The 17,804-nt window shown below is 43.2% G+C and carries 18 protein-coding genes and 3 pseudogenes; 11 read left to right on the top strand and 10 right to left on the bottom strand.

The window, feature by feature from the left end:
- The first annotated feature begins 27 nt into the window (after positions 1-27).
- Entirely contained in the window at positions 28-1,128 is a 1,101-nt protein-coding gene (locus C0638_RS02920) for a toxic anion resistance protein (RefSeq protein WP_058711024.1), read from the top strand.
- 88 nt (positions 1,129-1,216) lie between these two features.
- Here the strand turns inward: C0638_RS02920 and C0638_RS02915 are convergent.
- Positions 1,217-2,379 (bottom strand): IS3 family transposase gene (locus C0638_RS02915; RefSeq protein ID WP_412534807.1). Its coding sequence is split into 2 segments (ribosomal slippage): positions 1,217-2,115 and positions 2,115-2,379, totalling 1,164 coding nucleotides; the frame shifts between segments, so codons are not numbered across the junction.
- 378 nt (positions 2,380-2,757) lie between these two features.
- Here C0638_RS02915 and C0638_RS02910 point away from each other — a divergent pair.
- Both C0638_RS02910 and C0638_RS02905 read left to right on the top strand, forming a co-directional pair.
- On the top strand, positions 2,758-3,306 hold the full coding sequence (locus C0638_RS02910; protein ID WP_013369629.1) for a hypothetical protein: 549 nt from the start codon (positions 2,758-2,760) through the stop codon (positions 3,304-3,306).
- Between the two features lie 43 nt (positions 3,307-3,349).
- On the top strand, positions 3,350-4,027 hold the full coding sequence (locus C0638_RS02905) for a vWA domain-containing protein (RefSeq protein ID WP_025676162.1): 678 nt from the start codon (positions 3,350-3,352) through the stop codon (positions 4,025-4,027).
- A gap of 244 nt (positions 4,028-4,271) precedes the next feature.
- Here C0638_RS02905 and C0638_RS02900 read toward each other — a convergent pair whose 3' ends face one another.
- From C0638_RS02900 to C0638_RS02885, 4 genes are all read right to left on the bottom strand, one after another.
- Entirely contained in the window at positions 4,272-4,652 is a 381-nt protein-coding gene (locus C0638_RS02900; RefSeq protein ID WP_058712443.1) for a DUF3899 domain-containing protein, read from the bottom strand.
- Positions 4,652-6,295: a peptide ABC transporter substrate-binding protein gene (locus C0638_RS02895; protein WP_058712442.1), complete on the bottom strand. Its 1,644-nt coding sequence runs from the start codon at positions 6,293-6,295 to the stop codon at positions 4,652-4,654. The genes C0638_RS02900 and C0638_RS02895 overlap by 1 nt, the downstream gene beginning before the upstream one ends.
- Before the next feature lie 182 nt (positions 6,296-6,477).
- Positions 6,478-7,428: an ABC transporter permease gene (locus C0638_RS02890; protein ID WP_025676164.1), complete on the bottom strand. Its 951-nt coding sequence runs from the start codon at positions 7,426-7,428 to the stop codon at positions 6,478-6,480.
- 1 nt (position 7,429) lies between these two features.
- On the bottom strand, positions 7,430-8,356 hold the full coding sequence (locus tag C0638_RS02885; protein WP_013369634.1) for an ABC transporter permease: 927 nt from the start codon (positions 8,354-8,356) through the stop codon (positions 7,430-7,432).
- 318 nt (positions 8,357-8,674) lie between these two features.
- Here C0638_RS02885 and C0638_RS02880 point away from each other — a divergent pair, with 318 nt between their 5' ends.
- The 3 genes from C0638_RS02880 to C0638_RS02870 are packed head-to-tail and all read left to right on the top strand — an operon-like array spanning position 8,675 to position 10,910.
- Positions 8,675-9,442, top strand: a complete 768-nt coding sequence (locus tag C0638_RS02880; RefSeq protein ID WP_058712441.1) for an amino acid ABC transporter substrate-binding protein — start codon at positions 8,675-8,677, stop codon at positions 9,440-9,442.
- Positions 9,443-9,482: 40 nt separating this feature from the next.
- Complete coding sequence (locus C0638_RS02875; RefSeq protein WP_025676166.1) at positions 9,483-10,142, top strand: amino acid ABC transporter permease; 660 nt, start codon at positions 9,483-9,485, stop codon at positions 10,140-10,142.
- 15 nt (positions 10,143-10,157) lie between these two features.
- A complete protein-coding gene (locus C0638_RS02870) occupies positions 10,158-10,910 on the top strand; it encodes an amino acid ABC transporter ATP-binding protein (RefSeq protein WP_013369637.1) in 753 nt (250 codons plus the stop codon).
- Between the two features lie 333 nt (positions 10,911-11,243).
- Here C0638_RS02870 and C0638_RS02865 read toward each other — a convergent pair whose 3' ends face one another.
- From C0638_RS02865 to C0638_RS02855, 3 genes and pseudogenes are all read right to left on the bottom strand, one after another.
- On the bottom strand, positions 11,244-11,513 hold the full coding sequence (locus tag C0638_RS02865; RefSeq protein WP_058712440.1) for a DUF6809 family protein: 270 nt from the start codon (positions 11,511-11,513) through the stop codon (positions 11,244-11,246).
- A gap of 423 nt (positions 11,514-11,936) precedes the next feature.
- Positions 11,937-12,182 (bottom strand): annotated as a pseudogene (locus C0638_RS02860) (GNAT family N-acetyltransferase); the annotation flags it as partial.
- 37 nt (positions 12,183-12,219) lie between these two features.
- Positions 12,220-12,360 (bottom strand): annotated as a pseudogene (locus tag C0638_RS02855) (helix-turn-helix domain-containing protein); the annotation flags it as partial.
- 60 nt (positions 12,361-12,420) lie between these two features.
- Here C0638_RS02855 and csaA point away from each other — a divergent pair.
- Together csaA and C0638_RS02845 are read left to right on the top strand one after the other, a co-directional pair.
- Positions 12,421-12,753, top strand: a complete 333-nt coding sequence (csaA, locus tag C0638_RS02850) for a chaperone CsaA (protein ID WP_058712439.1) — start codon at positions 12,421-12,423, stop codon at positions 12,751-12,753.
- A gap of 105 nt (positions 12,754-12,858) precedes the next feature.
- Positions 12,859-13,332: a DinB family protein gene (locus tag C0638_RS02845; protein WP_058712438.1), complete on the top strand. Its 474-nt coding sequence runs from the start codon at positions 12,859-12,861 to the stop codon at positions 13,330-13,332.
- Between the two features lie 131 nt (positions 13,333-13,463).
- On the opposite strand, the gene C0638_RS02840 is transcribed toward C0638_RS02845, so the two are convergent.
- Together C0638_RS02840 and C0638_RS02835 are read right to left on the bottom strand one after the other, a co-directional pair.
- Positions 13,464-14,417 (bottom strand): DMT family transporter, encoded by a 954-nt coding sequence (locus C0638_RS02840; RefSeq protein ID WP_102163330.1) that lies wholly within the window; start codon positions 14,415-14,417, stop codon positions 13,464-13,466.
- Positions 14,405-15,168, bottom strand: a pseudogene (locus C0638_RS02835) (IS5 family transposase). The gene C0638_RS02840 and the pseudogene C0638_RS02835 overlap by 13 nt, the downstream one beginning before the upstream one ends.
- A 176-nt stretch (positions 15,169-15,344) precedes the next feature.
- On the opposite strand from C0638_RS02835, the gene C0638_RS02830 reads away from it, so the two are divergent.
- The 3 genes from C0638_RS02830 to C0638_RS02820 all read left to right on the top strand — a co-directional run bounded on the left by C0638_RS02830 (position 15,345) and on the right by C0638_RS02820 (position 17,754).
- The gene (locus C0638_RS02830; RefSeq protein WP_058711127.1) at positions 15,345-16,232 is read left to right on the top strand and encodes an AraC family transcriptional regulator; all 888 of its coding nucleotides are present in this window, start codon (positions 15,345-15,347) and stop codon (positions 16,230-16,232) included.
- A 302-nt stretch (positions 16,233-16,534) separates the two neighbouring features.
- A complete protein-coding gene (locus C0638_RS02825) occupies positions 16,535-16,990 on the top strand; it encodes a DinB family protein (protein ID WP_058711128.1) in 456 nt (151 codons plus the stop codon).
- A 233-nt stretch (positions 16,991-17,223) separates the two neighbouring features.
- Positions 17,224-17,754 (top strand): hypothetical protein, encoded by a 531-nt coding sequence (locus C0638_RS02820; protein WP_233902274.1) that lies wholly within the window; start codon positions 17,224-17,226, stop codon positions 17,752-17,754.
- Positions 17,755-17,804 lie beyond the last annotated feature (50 nt).

The raw sequence follows: 17,804 nt of genomic DNA, 5'->3' as shown, positions 1-17,804 counted from the left end.
TTGTTTTCAGAATAGGAGGTTAGCATGATGGCGACCCCATGGGCTGAATTGAGAAAAGAAGATGAACAAAAGGTGACTGAGGAGGCTTCGCAGCTGATTCAAAAGGTATCGCAAAGCGATGTTATGAGTCTGGATACCTTAATGGATGACATTGGTAAGCTGGGGGTTAAAACGCAGGAACGGGCGGGACAAACCCTTAAAATGTTGGATCGTCCGGTAAACGACCTCATGTCCGGTGATCGGGCTGAGGTCTCGAATATGATCTTAAAACTCCGAGATGAATGCGAAACGCTTCAGCAGAGTAAAGATGTAGGTTTTTTTGGCAAGCTCCTGCGTAAAAGTCCGTTGAAAAACTACATTTATAAGTATCAGTCGGTGAAGACCAACATCGAAAAAATCATTACTGCCTTGAGAGATGGCAAGGATAATTTGGAAGAAAACATCGTCAGCATGAGACAGTTGAAGAAGGCTTCCATTGAAGAAATCTACAATTTGCAGACGAAGATTGCCTTTGGTAATCGCTTGAAAGAGCTGTTCGAAGCCGAGATTGCCAAGCCGGAAAATGAAAATCGCAAGCCTCATCTGGAACGGGGATTGCGCAAAGTAGTTACTCGTACACAGTCGATGACTGAAATGATCCTGTTATACAATCAGGCCATTGCAGCAACGGATATTATTAATGATAACAATGATAAACTGATTGATTCTGTCAATAATGCGATTGATAAAACATCGAATCTAATCACCGTATCGGCTATGATCGCGATGGCACTGGCCGATCAAGATAAAATTATTTCAGCCGTTGATGCGACTAACCGTACGATTGAGGATCAATTCAAGGAAAATGCAAAGCTTCTCAAAACGACGACCGAAAGAACGACAGATCTGCTTAGCAAGCCATCGATGTCATTGGAAGCTGTGAATCAGGCGATTGGCGATTTGGTATCTGCTTTGGATCTGTCTGAAAAATCAAACCGTCGGATTATTGAAAGCTGCCATGATTATACAAGTAAAATGACAGCAATCAATGCCAACCTTAGCCAACGTTTGGGCATCGAAGGGAAAGAACAATCCAAACCACTGAAGGATAACCATTCTTCTGAGGGTCTAAGTTCGTTTTTGAACTGATAGCTAATATACAATAATATAATAATCTATGAAAAAACCCGCTCATTGGTCATACCCCTGTCAAGTAGACAGAACTAAAAAGACATCTTTAAGCAGCAACCGTTTCTCGGTATTCAATCGGGGAACGGTTGTTTAATTTTTTCTGAAATCTATTTTCATTATAAAAAGAAATGTACTCCCGTACGTGTTGTTCTACCTCCGCTAGGGTTCCGGGTTTCGTTAAATAAATCTTCTCTGTTTTAAGATGGGAGAAGAAGGATTCTATACAGGCATTGTCTAGGCAATTTCCACGCCTTGAATGGCTCCCAAGTATTCCAAGCCGCTTAAGTTTGCGGTTAAACGGCTTGGAGGTATACTGAAAACCCTGGTCTGAATGGAGAATGACACCCTCCATGTTCACGTTCTTACTTAGAACGTCTAGCGTCTCGCTAACTAGAGCAAGGTCATTTCGTTCCGAAAGACGCCAAGCCACGATTTCATTGTTAAACAGATCTTGAATGACAGAGAGATATACAAACCGCTCTCCAGCTCGTATGTATGTAATATCGGTAACCAGCTTGGATAAAGGAGAATCTGCCTGAAATTGTCGATCTAATCGGTTGGCATTTACCACAGATGCCTGTTTGCCAAAAAAGCGCCGCTTCTTTCGAATGACGGAACGGATCCCTAATTTCTTCATTAGGCGGTACACCTTTTTGTGATTGACCAAGATACCTTCTCTACGTAAAGCAACGGTCATCCGGAGATAACCAAAATAGGGATGGATCCGGTGGATCGACAACATATGCGATTCCAGAAGCTCTTCTTCTTGCTTACGCTGCTGGGTTGTTTGCTGATTCTTTCTCCATTTATAATATCCTGCCCGAGAAACATGGGCTAATTCAAGTAACCATTTCAACGAATATCGTGTCCGCATTCCCTCAATAATTTCAAACCTCGCTTCTTTCCTCGTCACTCCTTGTGTAGATTTGGATACTGCTTTTTTAAATATTCAATCTCCGCCCGTAGATACGCCATCTCCTCTTCCATACTGGAAAATTTCGTTTTGGGTCGTCCCTGCCTTGTGGTCGTTGGCTGGAGGTTCTCCCCCGCTCGATGTTTCATCACCCAGCTTTGCACTTGGGATTTATTACGAATGTCCAATTGTTTCGTCACTTCACGAATACTCATATGTTCTTCGTTCACCAACCGGACTGCCTCCATCTTTACATCTAAGGAGTATTGCCGGAATGATTGTCCCTTTTTAGCCATGAAAAATCCCCTCCGTTCAACAAGATTAAGTCCATCTTAACAGATGTCTTTTCTCTCTTGTCTACTAGAAGGGGATAATACCAGGGCGAGTCCCAAGGGCGTCTTTCTTTGGTTTGGCAGCGGACAATAAAGGACATGATGAACATATATAGCATTCTCGTGCATAAACTCTTAAAAAGTGAAATGACAAAGGAGAGAATGAGCGTATGATGTCCTTTATTTTAGGGTGTGTGATTGTCTTTTTACTCGTGGCTGCCAGTAGCGAAAAAGCAGACTCTATTGTGGAGTTAAATGAAACTGTGAAATAAAATTTTTTATTGAAAATCATGCATTTTCTGATAGGATAGAGTTAAATATTGGAATCCCAAAGGAGAATGCATGCTGGAATTTTCATTTGAAATCATCGATGAATCGAAAATCAACATTGTATATCAGTATGGGAGCAGCAGCTTCAATTTTAATTTATTTTTTAATTACGGTGTGTGGACGCTACATCCCTTTGATGGGATTCTGTTGCAGAACAAGGAAATGTGCCGTCTGATCGTTACAGATCTGTTTAAGAACAAAGATTTTCATGTCATGCTGGCACGCGAAAATATTTTATTGTCAACCCTGCGTACCTCTATTGACCTCAATCCCGAAACTCGGGGAGAGCGATATCAGGAACAGGAATTTGATGAGCTGTCTGAATTTGCTGAGACACACAGCTTTGAAGATGTGCTGCAAATCGAGCAGGATTCTGTCCGCGAACGTATCGATTTTTTCCAAAACATCATCCAAAGGATGTATATGGAAGGATTCGGACCGGAAGACAATGATTTTAACAAGGTGCAAGCTATCCTCCGCATTTATAAGGCTGCACATGACCAACTTGGAGAATTGAGCGACTTCCCCCTAAGTGGCGACGAGCGACGACGCAGATGGTAGATTAGATGGACTAGTGAAAACATCATAGAGGAGCGTGGGGAACATGAGCGGTATTTCTTTACTTAAAAAGAATGCGCAATTGGTACTGACTAAAAAGAATCTAACGAATGTGACCGCGAGAGTTGGATTAGTGCTCGATATTTCAGGATCTATGAGAAGTTTGTACAAAAATGGTACCGTTCAAAAAGTGTTGGAGCGAATTGTTGCGGTAGCAAGTTCTTTGGATGATGATGGTGTACTGGATGTATGGGTGTATGATCACCGTTTTTCACGGTTGCCATCCGTTACCGAAAATGACGTTGACAACTATGTTGAAAAACATATTTTGTCCAATGATTATTTGCCCAAGTTTGGTCGAAATGATGAGCCTCCAGTGATGCGCGATGTCATCGCCAAGTACACCAAGGAAGAACCCTCTTCAGATCCGGCTTTTGTTATTTTTATTAATGATGGCGGTGTGAAGCGTGGCAAAGGGGACAATATTGACAACGCAGTCATTGATTCATCAGGAGAGCCAATTTTCTGGCAATTTATCGGTGTGGGTGAATCCGATTTTGGCGTATTAAAAAAGCTCGACAACATAGAAGGTCGTGTGGTAGATAACGCCAATTTCTTTCAAATACAAGATATCGAATCTATGGAAGACAATCAACTGTACGAACTATTACTTAACGAGTTCCCGTCATGGCTGCAAGAAGCGAAGGAAAAGCATATTTATTAAGGCTAATAAGTCTTGTACTATGAGAAACTTTTCAAAGTTAATATAAAAAATGAAAAAAGAGAGAGCTCTGCTAGCAAACGCTTTGCGGAACTCTCTCTTTTCATTTTACCAATCACTAAAACATGTAGAAGCTCTATTGGCGGTTGCTAGCGGAGCGGGCAGAATTGTTCTGGAGAAGCGAAGCGTTCGGAAGAACAATCTGCACGCGCAGCGTCCACCAACCGCAAGAAAGCTTCTCATTTCCTTAACTCATCCCCATTAATACTATCGAGCAAAGTAAAAGTCCCGTCCCGCACCCCGAAGTATATACCTTGAGCTGGCGGAACATGGATGTTTTCCAGGCTAACAGAGATTCATCGGAACGCAAACGTTCATTTTCTTCCTGTAATGCCTTGGATTGACGAATGAACAACTGCCCGATGTCGGCAAATCCCCGCAGAAAGAGGGTGAGAAAGCCACTTTGCAGAACATGGAAGATCGCACCAATCACCAAGCCCAGCAATCCTAACAGAAATAGCAGATTTGCGGTAGCCAGGTTTTCACGACCATACATGAGATGGGGTGCGGCGTATGAAAATCCTAAGGTACCGACAATCAGGGCAGTGATCCCGAAACGTGAAATCATTATTTTTCGACCCGTTTTGCAAAACGTAGATCTGGGTTCGAACGAGCGTCAAATACGATGCCTTGAATTTTAGGGCTGATTAATGCGGTATCCGCAGAGAACTGGATCGGAATAATCGGCAGATCTTCCATCAATACGTCTTCTGCCTGATGAAGCTGTTCAAAGCGTTTTGCCGGATCAAGCTCAAAGGTTGAGGATTCGATCAGCTTGTCATACTCCGGGTTGCTCCAGTTGGTAAAGTTGTTCGAATTTTTGGAAGTATAGTGTCCCAATACGCCAAGCGGATCAAGGAAGTTTCCTTCCCAGCCCATACGGGCGATCTGGAAGTTCTTTTGTTTAAAGGTATCAATGTATGTTTTCCATTCCTGATTCTCCAGCGTCACTTCAACGCCCAGGTTCGTTTTTAGCATTTCTTGAATGGCTTCAGCTACTTTTTTATGCTTGTCCGACGTGTTGTACTTGAAGGTGATCGGTGGCAGCTTGGTCAAACCTTCTTCTTTCAGTCCTTCAGCCAGCAATTGTTTTGCTTTTGCTGCATCAAACTCATAGTATTTTTTCGGCGCTTCATCACGGAAGTCTTTGCCAGACGGTGTTGTCGTTCCGTATGGAACATAGCCGTATGCAGGAGTTTCGCCACCTTTGGCTACGTTGGTAGCCAGTGCTTCACGGTCAATGGCGTAGGCAATGGCCTGTCTGATTTTTTTATTGTCAAACGGCTTTTGTTTTACGTTGAAAGAATACGTGTACACACTGAAGGATGGGTGCGACAGGAATTCCTTGCTGCTCTTTTCCTGATCCAGTGTATCCACAGGGAGGCTCAAGATCAGATCCAGATCGCCTGTTTTGTACATTTGATAATAGGTTGTGGAGTCTTGAACCATTTTAAAGTTAATCGTTGCCATTGTAATGGCATCTTTGTTCCAGTATTGATCGTTTTTCGTCAGCGTAATTTGCTCGTTATGTTTCCATTCCTTGGCTACATACGCGCCGTTGCCGACAATCGTGTTAGCTTCTGCTGCCCATTTGTCGCTTTTCTCCACAACAGCTTGGTTCACGGGTAAATAGGCGTGACCGACAGCAATCGTTGGGAAGAAGCTCAGCGGTGATTTTAGCTCAACGACAAGCGTTTTATCATCTTTAGCTGTAACACCTACATCTTCAATTTTACCTTTGCCTGTGTTGTACGCTTCGGCACCTTTGATATAGTAGAGGGCAGAAGGATCGTAGGCAGCCGTTTTCGGATTCAGGACTCGTTTCCAGGAGTATTCAAAATCCTTAGCAGTCAGCGGGTCACCATTCGACCATTTTGCGCCGTCACGAATGGTAAAGGTGTATGTTTTGCCGTCAGGAGACACGTCTACTTTGCTGGCAGCACCTTCTACGATTTTACCGGCTTTGTCGTATGTATACAGCCCTTCATACAGGTTATCAATGACAAAATAGGACGTTGTATCTGATGCGAAAGCAGGGTCCAGCGTATAAGGCTCGCCACCTGCCAGATTGGCTGTAATTTCTTGCGGGACATCTGCTTGAGACGCAGCGGACGAGTCGTTGCTTGCTGTCTTGTCTGCAGTGCCAGAGCATCCTGCCAAAGCCGTTACGGCTAAAAGTAAGATGATCGTCATCCAATGCATTTTTTTCATCGTGGTTTTCCTCCATTATTATGGTTAGTTAAACGATCAGCCGGGATTTATTCAACCTCCTTTCCGGCAGGTATGCCGCGTGTGCGCACTTCCATAAAGGAACTGCCGTTTTTTCTGCGGTTAGGCGAGAAGCTGCGGATCATGGTGACACCCCTCCTTGTCCAATTTGGATATCTGTGTTGTTAATGCTGTGAACGCGGGTCAAGTGCATCCTGAAGCCCGTCTCCAAGTGTGTTGAACGCCAGCATGGTGAGCGATATCATCAGACCGGGGAAGAATAAGCGCCACCATTGACCGCTTAAAATAACGCCGAGCGAGTCGTTGGCCATTGTTCCCCAGCTTGCTGAAGGTGACTGAATCCCCAGACCGAGAAAACTCAGGAACGATTCGGCAAAGATAGCCGACGGGATAGTGAACGTCAGGTTCACGATTATGATAGCCGCTGCATTCGGCAGCAGATGCCTGAAAATAATGCGTGAATGAGATGTCCCCAAGCTGCGGGCGGCCAGCACATATTCCTGCTGCTTGAGCTGTAGGATTTGCCCACGTACCACCCGAGCCATGCCGACCCATCCGGTAATTGATAAAGCAATAATCATCGTGAGCAGGCCGGGTTTCATAATGACGAGCAGCAGAATGATGACCAGTAGATAAGGAATGCTGTACAAAATTTCAATAATGCGCATCAGGACATTGTCGATTCGGTCGCCCGTTTTACCATGTCCCGCACAATAACCAGCTACACAGCCGACGAGAATGCCAAGCAACAAATCAATGGCAGCAGCAGCAAAGCCAATCATAAGTGAAATTCTAGCTCCGGCCCATGTCCGTGCCCATACGTCCCTCCCCAGATCATCCGTGCCAAACCAATGCTCTTTCGAAGGAGAGAGGTTCGTTTTCAAAAGGGATTGATCACTGGGTGCATAAGGAACCATGGAAGGTCCGACAATCGCTAGCACAATAATAATGATAAGTAGAGAAAACCCCAACAGAGCAAGCTTGTTGTTAAAAAGTCTGCGAAGCCGATCCCGCCATGGTGACTCTTGGGGTCTGGTCAACGTGGGGGTGGGTATCTGGCTGCGGTCTACAAGACTAAACAGACTGTCCTTTTCGACAGTAGGTGCTGCTTTCATGTTAATCTCCTTTGCTGACTAATTTGATTCGCGGATCGACAAGGCGATAGGATATATCAATTAGAAATAAGGTAACGACCAGAATGGCACTGTAGAAAATGGTTGTACCCATAATGACTGGATAATCCCGGTTAAAGATACTGTCTACGAAATATTTACCGATGCCGGGAATGGCGAATATTTTTTCGACGACAAAGGTACCTGTAATCACAGAAGCGAATAGCGGTCCGATAAAGGACAGCACCGGAATTAATGCATTGCGTAGTCCGTGACGAATGACTATTGCCCAAGAGGACAACCCTTTCGCTTTGGCGGTGCGTATGTATTCCTCATGCATGACTTCCAGCATACTTGTCCGCATAAAACGGGCGATAACAGCAAGAGGTGAAACAGCGAGAGCTAGCGATGGAAGCACCGTGTGCTGCCAGGTTCCCCATGAGGCGACCGGAAGCAGATGCCATTTGACGGCAACATACTTGATTAACAATGGCGCTAATATGAAGCTGGGGACGGAAATACCCACAATGGCGATAAACATTGAAATATAATCCAGTGGTCGATTATGGTGTAAAGCAGCCAATGTTCCGAGTGAAATACCGGCTATAATCGCAACCACGATGGATTGAATACCCAGCAGTGCAGAAGGTGGAAAGCCTCTGGCGATAAGCATATTTACGTCGGTTGTTTTCGATTGAATAGACGGACCCATATCCAGCACGAGCAGATTTTTGAGATACAATACATACTGCACAGCGAGCGGCTTGTCCAGATTGTACCTGGCACGCATGTTTTGTAATACAGCCTCCGGAATGGTCTTGGAATCGTTCGAGAACGGATCACCCGGAATGATGTGCATGATAATAAACGTTAAAGTGACGATAATCCATAACGTAATGAGCATCGTGAAAAGACGTTTTAAAATGTACATGGGACTATATTTCTCCTGTCTATCAAGCTGATTTTCATTCTATTGTTGTTGAATTTTTAAAATAAATAAAAGTATATAAGAATACTAGGAAATGATAAAACGGATAAGGTATCATGTCAAGGTAAGGTTTTACATTATAAAACACAGGTCAAATTTTCGTCACAAGTTTTCCATTTTTATAAGGCTAAGAATCCGCTGATTCCTCTCGACGAGTATCCTGCGGTATGTTATGATGATACTCTGATAACGTGTTAACGAACTAAAGCGTTTGCCACCTGTTCTTGAATACGGGGGTCACCATTGTTGGAGGGGAATAAAATGAGAAAAGCAGCCATGTTTACGATGATGATTGGTTTGATTATGATCGTGTTGGCCGGATGTTCCGGCGGTAAGGATAACAGCAAGTTGATTATTGGAATTGATGATAAATTCGCGCCGATGGGCTTTAGAGATGAAAATAATGAGCTGACCGGTTTTGATATTGATTATGCAAAGGCGGCCGGGGAACAAATGGGCAAGCAAGTGGAATTCCAGCCGATCGACTGGTCTGCCAAAGAATCCGAGCTGAACAGTGGACGTATTGATCTCATTTGGAATGGATACACCATTACAGATGAGCGTAAGGAAAAGGTGCTGTTCACAAAACCATATCTGAAAAACAGTCAGGTCATTGTCGTTCCGGCTACCTCCAGTCTTTCCAAACTGGCTGATCTGGCGGGCAAAACGGTGGGACTCCAAACGTTGTCCTCAGCAGCCGACGCACTGGATGCGAATCCGATCAAAAGTAAATTGAAGCCAGTGTCGGAGTACCCGGATAACGTTCTTGCTTTGACAGATTTGAAAACGGGTCGCCTGGATGCAGTTGTCATTGATGAAGTTGTTGCCAAGTATTATATGTCCAAGGAACAAGGGACGTATAAGCTGCTTGATGAATCACTGGCTCCTGAGGAATATGGCATCGGCGTGAAAAAGGGGAATGAAGAGCTGTTGACGCAACTGCAATCTGCTTTGGATGAGCTGCACAAGAACGGAAAAGCGGCTGAGATTTCAAAAAAATGGTTCGGTGAAGATAAAGTATTAAATTAATACGTAATGTAATGAACTAAGGGTTTAGGAGTCGAAGGTTATGAGTATGGAATATATTTTACGAATTATGAAGCCTATGCTTGAAGGGGCACAGATGACGGTTATTTTATTTTTCATTACGCTCATCTTGTCTATTCCGCTTGGGTTTATCGTTACGCTGCTGGCCAAAAGTCGGTTTAAGCCTATTGCCTGGCTGATGCACACGTACATTTATGTTATAAGAGGCACGCCGCTTTTGCTGCAATTATTGTTCTTTTGTTTTGGTCTGCCGATGTTGCCTGTCATTGGGGAATATCTGGTACTGGACCGGACAACGGCTGCGGTACTGGCATTTGTACTGAATTATGCAGCTTATTTTGCAGAAATTTTTAGAGGCGGGATGTTGTCGATTGATAAAGGGCAATACGAGGCTTCGCAAGTGCTGGGCTTAAGCAAGTCGCAGACGTTGATTAGAGTCATCGTGCCGCAAATGGTACGGATTGCTTTGCCTGCGGTAACCAATGAGGCGACGACCCTGGTGAAAGATACGGCTTTGCTGTATGCGGTAGCAGTACCGGAACTTTTGCATTTTGCCAATACGGCTGTAAACCGTGATTTCTCGATTGTGCCTTATGTTGTAGCGGCAGTTATTTATTTATTGATGGCTTTGGTGCTTACGATATTCTTCAGAGCACTGGAAAAACGTTTCAAATTCGAGTAAAAGGAATGTCGGGATATGAACACTAACGCAATAGAAGTAACCGATTTGAAAAAATCATTCGGCCAGCTCGACGTTCTGAAAAGAGTGAGCTTTAACGTGAAGTCGGGCGAGGTTGTAGCTGTCATCGGTCCTTCAGGTTCAGGGAAAAGTACCATGCTTCGCAGCTTGGTGCATCTGGAGGATGTGACGGGCGGGACGATTCGCATCCATGATAAAGCCCTGGTGGAAAACGGTCACTATGCTCCGGCAGGCGACATTAAGAGCATTACTACCGGAATGGGCATGGTGTTTCAACATTTTAATCTCTTCCCTCATTTGACGGTGCAGGATAATCTGGAACTGGCTCCAAAGCTGGTGAAAAAGGTGAGCAAGGCTGAGTTGCGACGCCAGAGCGCCGAGTTGCTGGCTAAAGTCGGCTTGGCGGACAAAGCGGATGCGTATCCGTCCCGATTGTCGGGGGGACAGAAGCAGCGGGTGGCGATTGCCCGGGCAATGATGATGAACCCTGATATTTTACTGTTTGACGAGCCAACCTCGGCCCTTGACCCCGAGCTGACAGGTGAGGTACTGCGAGTGATCAAAAAGTTGGCTGAGGAGCATATGACGATGGTCATCGTGACCCACGAAATGAATTTCGCGAGAGACGTGGCAGATCGCGTCATTTTTATGGACAATGGAGAAATTGCGGAATCCGGTACACCGGAGCAGATTTTTGGCAATCCGCAGTTGGAGCGGACGAAGGTGTTTTTGAATCGGGTGGGGGATTAAAAACATAGTTGTTTCCAGGGGAGGCGCTGCGCGTGCAGATTGTTCTTCCGATCGCTGTTATCCCCGGATTTTTTCATTGGAATAGAAATTAGAGGTGAAAATCCGGGGATAAAGGCGAACGCTCCGCTTCTTCAGAACAATTCTGCCCGCTCCGCTCACCGACCACCTGTGCATGTACTATGCTTTTAGCAGGAAGTGTGAGTAGGAAGAGCAAGGGAGATGGCGAGCGCCATCTCCTTTTTTGCAGTTGCAGGGCGTACTGCAAACTGGGTTTATTTAAGCTGATAAAGTACTCTTTTCTCTATCATTTTCCTTATGGTTATGACCAGCAACTCATTCTTTCTCACTGCTAAATATTTCAATCATCGTTAATGCCCCCGTCCGATAACCGTGGGTGAACGCTGCTGCGGAGTGCAGGGAAGTTGACTCGCTTAATAAATCAAACATGACTTCAATTTGCTCAAAATCGACTGCCGATAATTTATTTTTCAACATCTCCATAAGATCGCAAATTTTTTGATTCACTTTTTGAGATTCGGGGTCGGTTGACTTTATTTGTTCACTGGGACGCCAGTTCCCATAATACATATCCTCCAAAATCATTTTTTTATCCTGCCTCCTATGAATACTGTTGTGTTAAGTCTTTGTTATCACGTAAATCTATCATCCAAGCAAAGTTTACTACATATGGAAGATACATATTGATATCTATGCGTTATTCGCATAAAACTTTTTTAGTATACAAGCTGAGTTAAAAATGTACATGCGGTGCCACTACGCGGTCGTATTTCTTAATCAAGCTAAAAAGTTTGAAATTCGGGCACAAAGGTGAATGTTATCGCTTGAACAGCACTATTCTGTCCACTTCGTTCTTGTTCGACTTGGTGCCGAATTCTTACAAATCTCGCAAACGACCTATTATAATTTCCAGTAATAAAGCTCCCGTGATGATTTACAGGAGCTTTATTACTGGAATTATTCATTAAAACGTCCCATTATAACCGTATTGTGGTACTTACCGTCGGTAAGAATTTTGTCCTTTACAGCAACTAAAAATAAATTTCTTGGTTTTACAGCGTCCATTTGTATGATTTGTTTGAACCTTGATGTATCTATAAATGCTTCCCCTTGCTCTCTATCTAAATTTTCTGTCTCTCCATTAATTTGTAATCTTAATTCAGATAAATCTGACGCATCTTTGTCGATTGCTGATCTAACGGTATAATGTAGCCCATTCACATAAAATTCTCTCTTTTTGCAGTTGCAGGGTATACCAATGGATCTAATATCAGCTACGTCATTTCTTTATTCATGAATCATTTCTAAATTTGCGGAATTCTTTAGGTGTTTTATTATAATGTTTTTTAAACGACTGAATGAAGTGATTTACGTGATTGAAGCCCACTCTGTGGGCTATTTCAGTTATGGTATATTGTGTTTTGCAAAATATTAAAATTGTTTACGGATTATTGTAAGATTAAAAAAAACAATGGATGAGGAGAATACTTACATGGCAACGATTGATGATTTTTTGAAACTCGATATTCGGGTTGGAACCATCATTAACGCTGAGTTTTTTGCAGAAGCCAAAGTGCCTGCCATTAAGCTTAAGATCGATTTTGGACAAGATATCGGAATAAAAACATCGAGTGCACAGATTACAAAAAGATATGTAGCTGAAGAGTTGATAGGGGAACAAATCATAGCTGTAGTCAACTTTCCTCCTCGACGAATAGCAGGCTTTAACTCAGAGGTATTAGTTCTTGGCGGAATACCCGAAAAGGGGGACGTGGTTTTATTGAAACCGGAAATTAGACTACCTGATGGAACGCCCATCGGATGATAAATCGTTCCTTTTTCATTCGTAACCTTTTCATAAAAGAAGGTAATGGGGTGAAAGTGTAGAATGAATACCTTAGAAAACTACTAAATTTTGGAGGTTGGTAACATGTCTGTAGTAGCTCAATATCTTCAGGAATGGCTAAGGCACAGATTGGTGTTGCAAGAATTGGTTGAAGTGATTCCGGATGAACATATTGACTTTAAACCCTGGGACAATGCGATGCCTATGGGTTCCCTAATTGTTCATATAGCCAGTTCTATGGAAATGTTCGTGAAAACCGTAAAAAATGGTACCTTCACTCCACCGTCAAAAATAGATCAATATCACACAATAGCCGATGTACGCAGCATAGTCGATCAATTGACAGAGGAAACAATCCGAGAATTGAAGGAATTAAATGCTCAACAGCTAGAAAAGGAGATTGAATTTAAAAACTTCCTTGGCACTGGGAGCTTCTGGCTATCTACGGCGAAAGACCATGAGATTCACCATAAAGGCCAATTATTTACGTATGTACGAATGGTTGGAGTACAAAATATACCTTTTATGATTATGCAACCTCCCCAAAAAACAAATTAACGTTCGGGTGTATTATTAAACGAAACCCAAACCGTAGCTTCACCAATATAATGAGACGGCAGCCATTGTAACGGCTGTCGTCTTCTCAATTAACGAGCAGTACTATCCTTATGTCTACCCGTAAAATTTATTCACTCTGAAAGCGAGATATCTTCTTTTGATTGGTTATTTGAAGAAGACTTTTTATTAAATGCCAATAATAGTATCAGTCCAATGATACATAATACACCAATCCATTGGAAAAAACCAAAGGGCTCTTTTAACCAAAATACAGTTGTTAAAACAGCAGCAAGTGGTTCCAAACTACTTAGAAAGCTTGTTTCATTTGGTGAAAGGCTTTGTAAACTTTCTATATAGAACCAAAATGCTATCATTGTGCCGAATATAATAACGAATGCTAGATATAAATAGGTTTCTAGGGTCAAGCTTTTAAAATCGATCTGCCAGGGTGGATGGATTAAGCTTAATCCAAAACCGCCAATGACCATAGCCCAACCCACAATAACCAGGGAATCGTATTGCTTCAAAAGAGGAATTGCGTATAAGGTATAAAAAGCCAGGGCTATTGCTGATAAAAGACCCCACACGATTGCGATCTTCGGAACGGATAGTTGAGAAATAGAGCCGTTTGTTAACAAGAAAAAACAACCCACTAAAGCCAGGAAAATAGCTGACAGATCCTTTCGTGTGAAGACCAGGTGCTTTCGCAGAACTAAATAGATGATAATCATTACAGGTGCTAAATATTGTAATAATGTTGCAACAGCGGCATTACCACTTTGAATGGATGCCATATACGTATATTGAACCGCTAGCATACCAACCAAACCGTAGACAATGAGTTGGAAAGCGGTCTTTCTATTTTTCCATACACCCCATATTTGTGTACGGTCTTTTATTAAAAATTGAAGGGCCAAGAGTAAAACACCAGCTATGAGCAAGCGTGTTGTTACAAGCCAATTTACATCGATTTGTAGAAAAAGTTTTTTTGCAACGGTCCCACTGATCCCCCAGAATATAGCTCCTGTGATAACAAGAAATAATCCTGTTCTTCTAGGGCCTGTACGCAAACCTATTTGAGCCATAAACGAATTGAAAGCAGCGTCAAAAAAGCCATGAACATGTTCGCTGTTTTTTCATAGCGAGTGGCCAAGCGTCGATAGTTTTTTACTTTGTTGAAAAAGCATTCAATTAAGTGTCGCTCTTTATACGTTTCAGAATCTAACGGGCGCTTTACCCGCCGATTGCGTTTGCTTGGGATAACCGGAGTGATCGCTCGGCTTTGCAAAAGCTCCAGAATGGCATTGGTATCGTAGGCGCGATCAGCCAACACTTCGCCCGGGCAGAAGTCCAGTTCATGAAGAAGGCGATAGCCGGTGACAGAATCGTGGTCTTGTCCTGGCGTCAATTCGAAACGCAGCGGATAGCCGAGCGCATCCACCATCGCATGAATTTTGGTAGTTAATCCTCCGCGCGAACGTCCGATTGCTTGCCGGTCCTGCCCCCTTTTGCGCCCGCTCCATGTTGATGGACGCGGACGATGGTGGCATCGACCATGACCTGCTCCCAATCCGGCTCGATGGCGACATGCTTCAGTATTTCACCCCAAATATTCGCTTTTTGTAGCCGCCAGAAAAAGCTGTAGGCTGAAGACCAAGGGCCATAGTAACTCGGTAAATCCCGCCATGGCGCGCCCGTTCGAGCAACCCAAAGCACGGCATTGAGCATCTGGCGCCGATCCTTGGGCGGACGTCCTCCCTGTTTTTTTCGGGCTGGGGGCAACAGGGGGTCAACTATATTCCATTCTTCATCCGTTAACTCGTATCTTCGTCTCATGTGCCTTATTTTACTAGATTTCTACGAGTTGTACAGTTTGCGTACAGGCCCTAGTTGATTTATCCATGAATATTCTCCACCTTGAAATATAATAATAGTGTTATAATAGGTGAAAAATATTTTAAATTATACTTGAATTTGATGATAAAATATAAATATATTGAGGTTGTGGTGATTTGCAAATAAAAAATTTTATGATTGACCAAAACCTAAAAGAACTAACTGAGCATCGGACGGTCGTACTACCGGTGGCGTGTTATGAAACAACAATTAACCAAAATATACATGGATATGTACCCCTTCATTGGCATGATGAAATTCAATTTGTTTTGGTTGAAAAAGGGGAAGCGATCTTTCGAATAAATGAGGATAAACGAATCGTACGACAAGGTGATGGGTTATTTATAAATAGTGGCTGCCTACACATGGCGGAAGATAAGAATGAATCGGGTTGCGTCTATATCTGTCTAAATGTTTCTCCTCATTTCGTTTTATCACAAGAGCTTTACACACCCTACGTAGCTCCTTATATTCAAGCGACTAATTTACCTTATGTATACATAGATTCGGACGAGCTTTGGGCTAAAAACATTTTAGATGCCATTTTGAAAATGAATCAATATATTCAACAAAAATCACCATACTTTGAGATGGATATTACCATGCATTTAACACTGATTTGGAAAAACTTAGTCATTAATGGCTTTCAATTAGAATACGACCAGATGGAAATGGTAAAGAGTCAACGGATCAAGCAAATGTTAAATTGGATCTATTTGCATTATGCTGAAAAAGTCACATTAGATGATATTGCAAAAGCGGGTCAATTGAGCCGTTCGGAGTGCTGCCGATATTTCAAACGAATTTTAAAGGTAACTCCGTTGAATTATGTAATGGATTATCGGATTCAAAAAAGTTTAGTCTTACTGCAACAAGCAGAATCCAACGTTACAGAAGTTGCCTATAAGGTCGGATTTAACAGTACGAGCTATTTTATAGAAAGATTCAGAAAAGCGATGAATATGACACCACTAGCCTACAAAAGATCAAAAATGGATGATTGATAAGTAGGGCTTTGATACCCATGGATGAACGCTGCTGCGGAGTGTAGGGAAGTTGACTCGCTTATTCTTCAGCACCTCTCATATACTCACTGATTTTTTGATTCACTTTTCGTTCTTGTTCCACTTGGTGCCGACTTTTTACAAATCTCACAAACAATCTTATCCTAAACGTTACAGGTAAGTCTGTAACTTCATTGGCAAATCTGTATGGCGTGTGATAAGTATTTAAAAGTTTGAAGTCGCTAAACTAACGAGATACACTAGGTTCAAGTAATCGATGAAAAGAAGAGGGGGAGACCGAAATGAAGACAATCAAGTGCATGATGGACCACCTATACTGGGCGGACGGACGCATCTTGGACGCGCTAGAGGAGAGTAAGACGAAGAACAAGGATCTTCTGAAGCTGGTTCGGCACGTTGCAGTCGCGGAACGAGTCTGGCTGGACCGATTGCAGGGCAAGGGTAGCGGGCAATATTCGTTGTGGGAGGAAACGGAAGACCTGTTAGCGATTCGGACGATGTTCGAAGAAAACGCTGAGCAATATCGCGTCTATATCGAAGGGCTCAAGGAATTCGAGCTGGATGAGATGATTGACTATGAGAATCAGAGTGGGGTTCCGTTCCGAACGTCCGCCCGGGACATCCTGTTGCAGGTCCTCTTACATGGGCAATATCACCGGGGACAGATCAACCGGGCACTTCGAATCGAATCGGCAGAGCCTGCCCAAGTCGATTACATCACATTCACGAGGCTCTAACGGGGAACGATAGCTCAACTGGTTTGAGGCTTACTCAGCAGGAAACTACGGGATACCGTGGCTTTTTTGTTGTCATTTCTTCCAGTATCTAAGATTTATAATGGAGATGTTATAAAAGAAGACCCGGGTAGAGGAGAGATAGATCATGACAGATTCAAACTTCATTCATGCTTCCCGACATCGAGGAGAGCGGACGTATATTTCAAGCTGCAGCCATCCTGGACGCTATCCTTATGCCAGAGTGGGAATACCGATATTATTCGTACAACGCCCATTGGGATGAGAATAAACAGATGGCATCGATCAGGGACGGCGAAGGGGATCACTATTTTGCGCTGTTTCAGCCAACCGGACTGATCATCAAAGGGTTTGACCAGCGGTTCAATCAGGTGCATGGGCCACATGATGTGCTGCAAGGCGTGCCTAACGAGTTTGAGGGATTTCTAAAGGAACCAGCGTTTATTATGGATGTGGCTACATTTTGCACATGGAAGTTGCAAGGCAACCAGGCATGGTCCGCGAGTAAGGAACTGGATGCCGAGGCCTACCACCTGTTGCATATTTTAAACGGCAAAGCGGATCATTATTATGCTTGGGCAACGGAGTATTACGAGATTTCACTGGACCGGTCGCTCGTACAGCGAATATTCGATATAGAGCCTTTGGATTGGGAAATGCTTAAAGGTCTAGATAAAGAATTAGAACTCGCTGATCTTGAAGAGGATATCCAGGAAATAGGCTATCCGGTAAAAAGGGAAGATTGAAAATAGTATGTACATAGACATTTTCTATTGAAAGTCGCTATTTAAGCGGC

The organism is Paenibacillus sp. lzh-N1 (assembly GCF_002872435.1).
Taxonomy (GTDB): domain Bacteria; phylum Bacillota; class Bacilli; order Paenibacillales; family Paenibacillaceae; genus Paenibacillus; species Paenibacillus polymyxa_C.
This window is presented reverse-complemented; position numbering and strand designations above follow the sequence as displayed.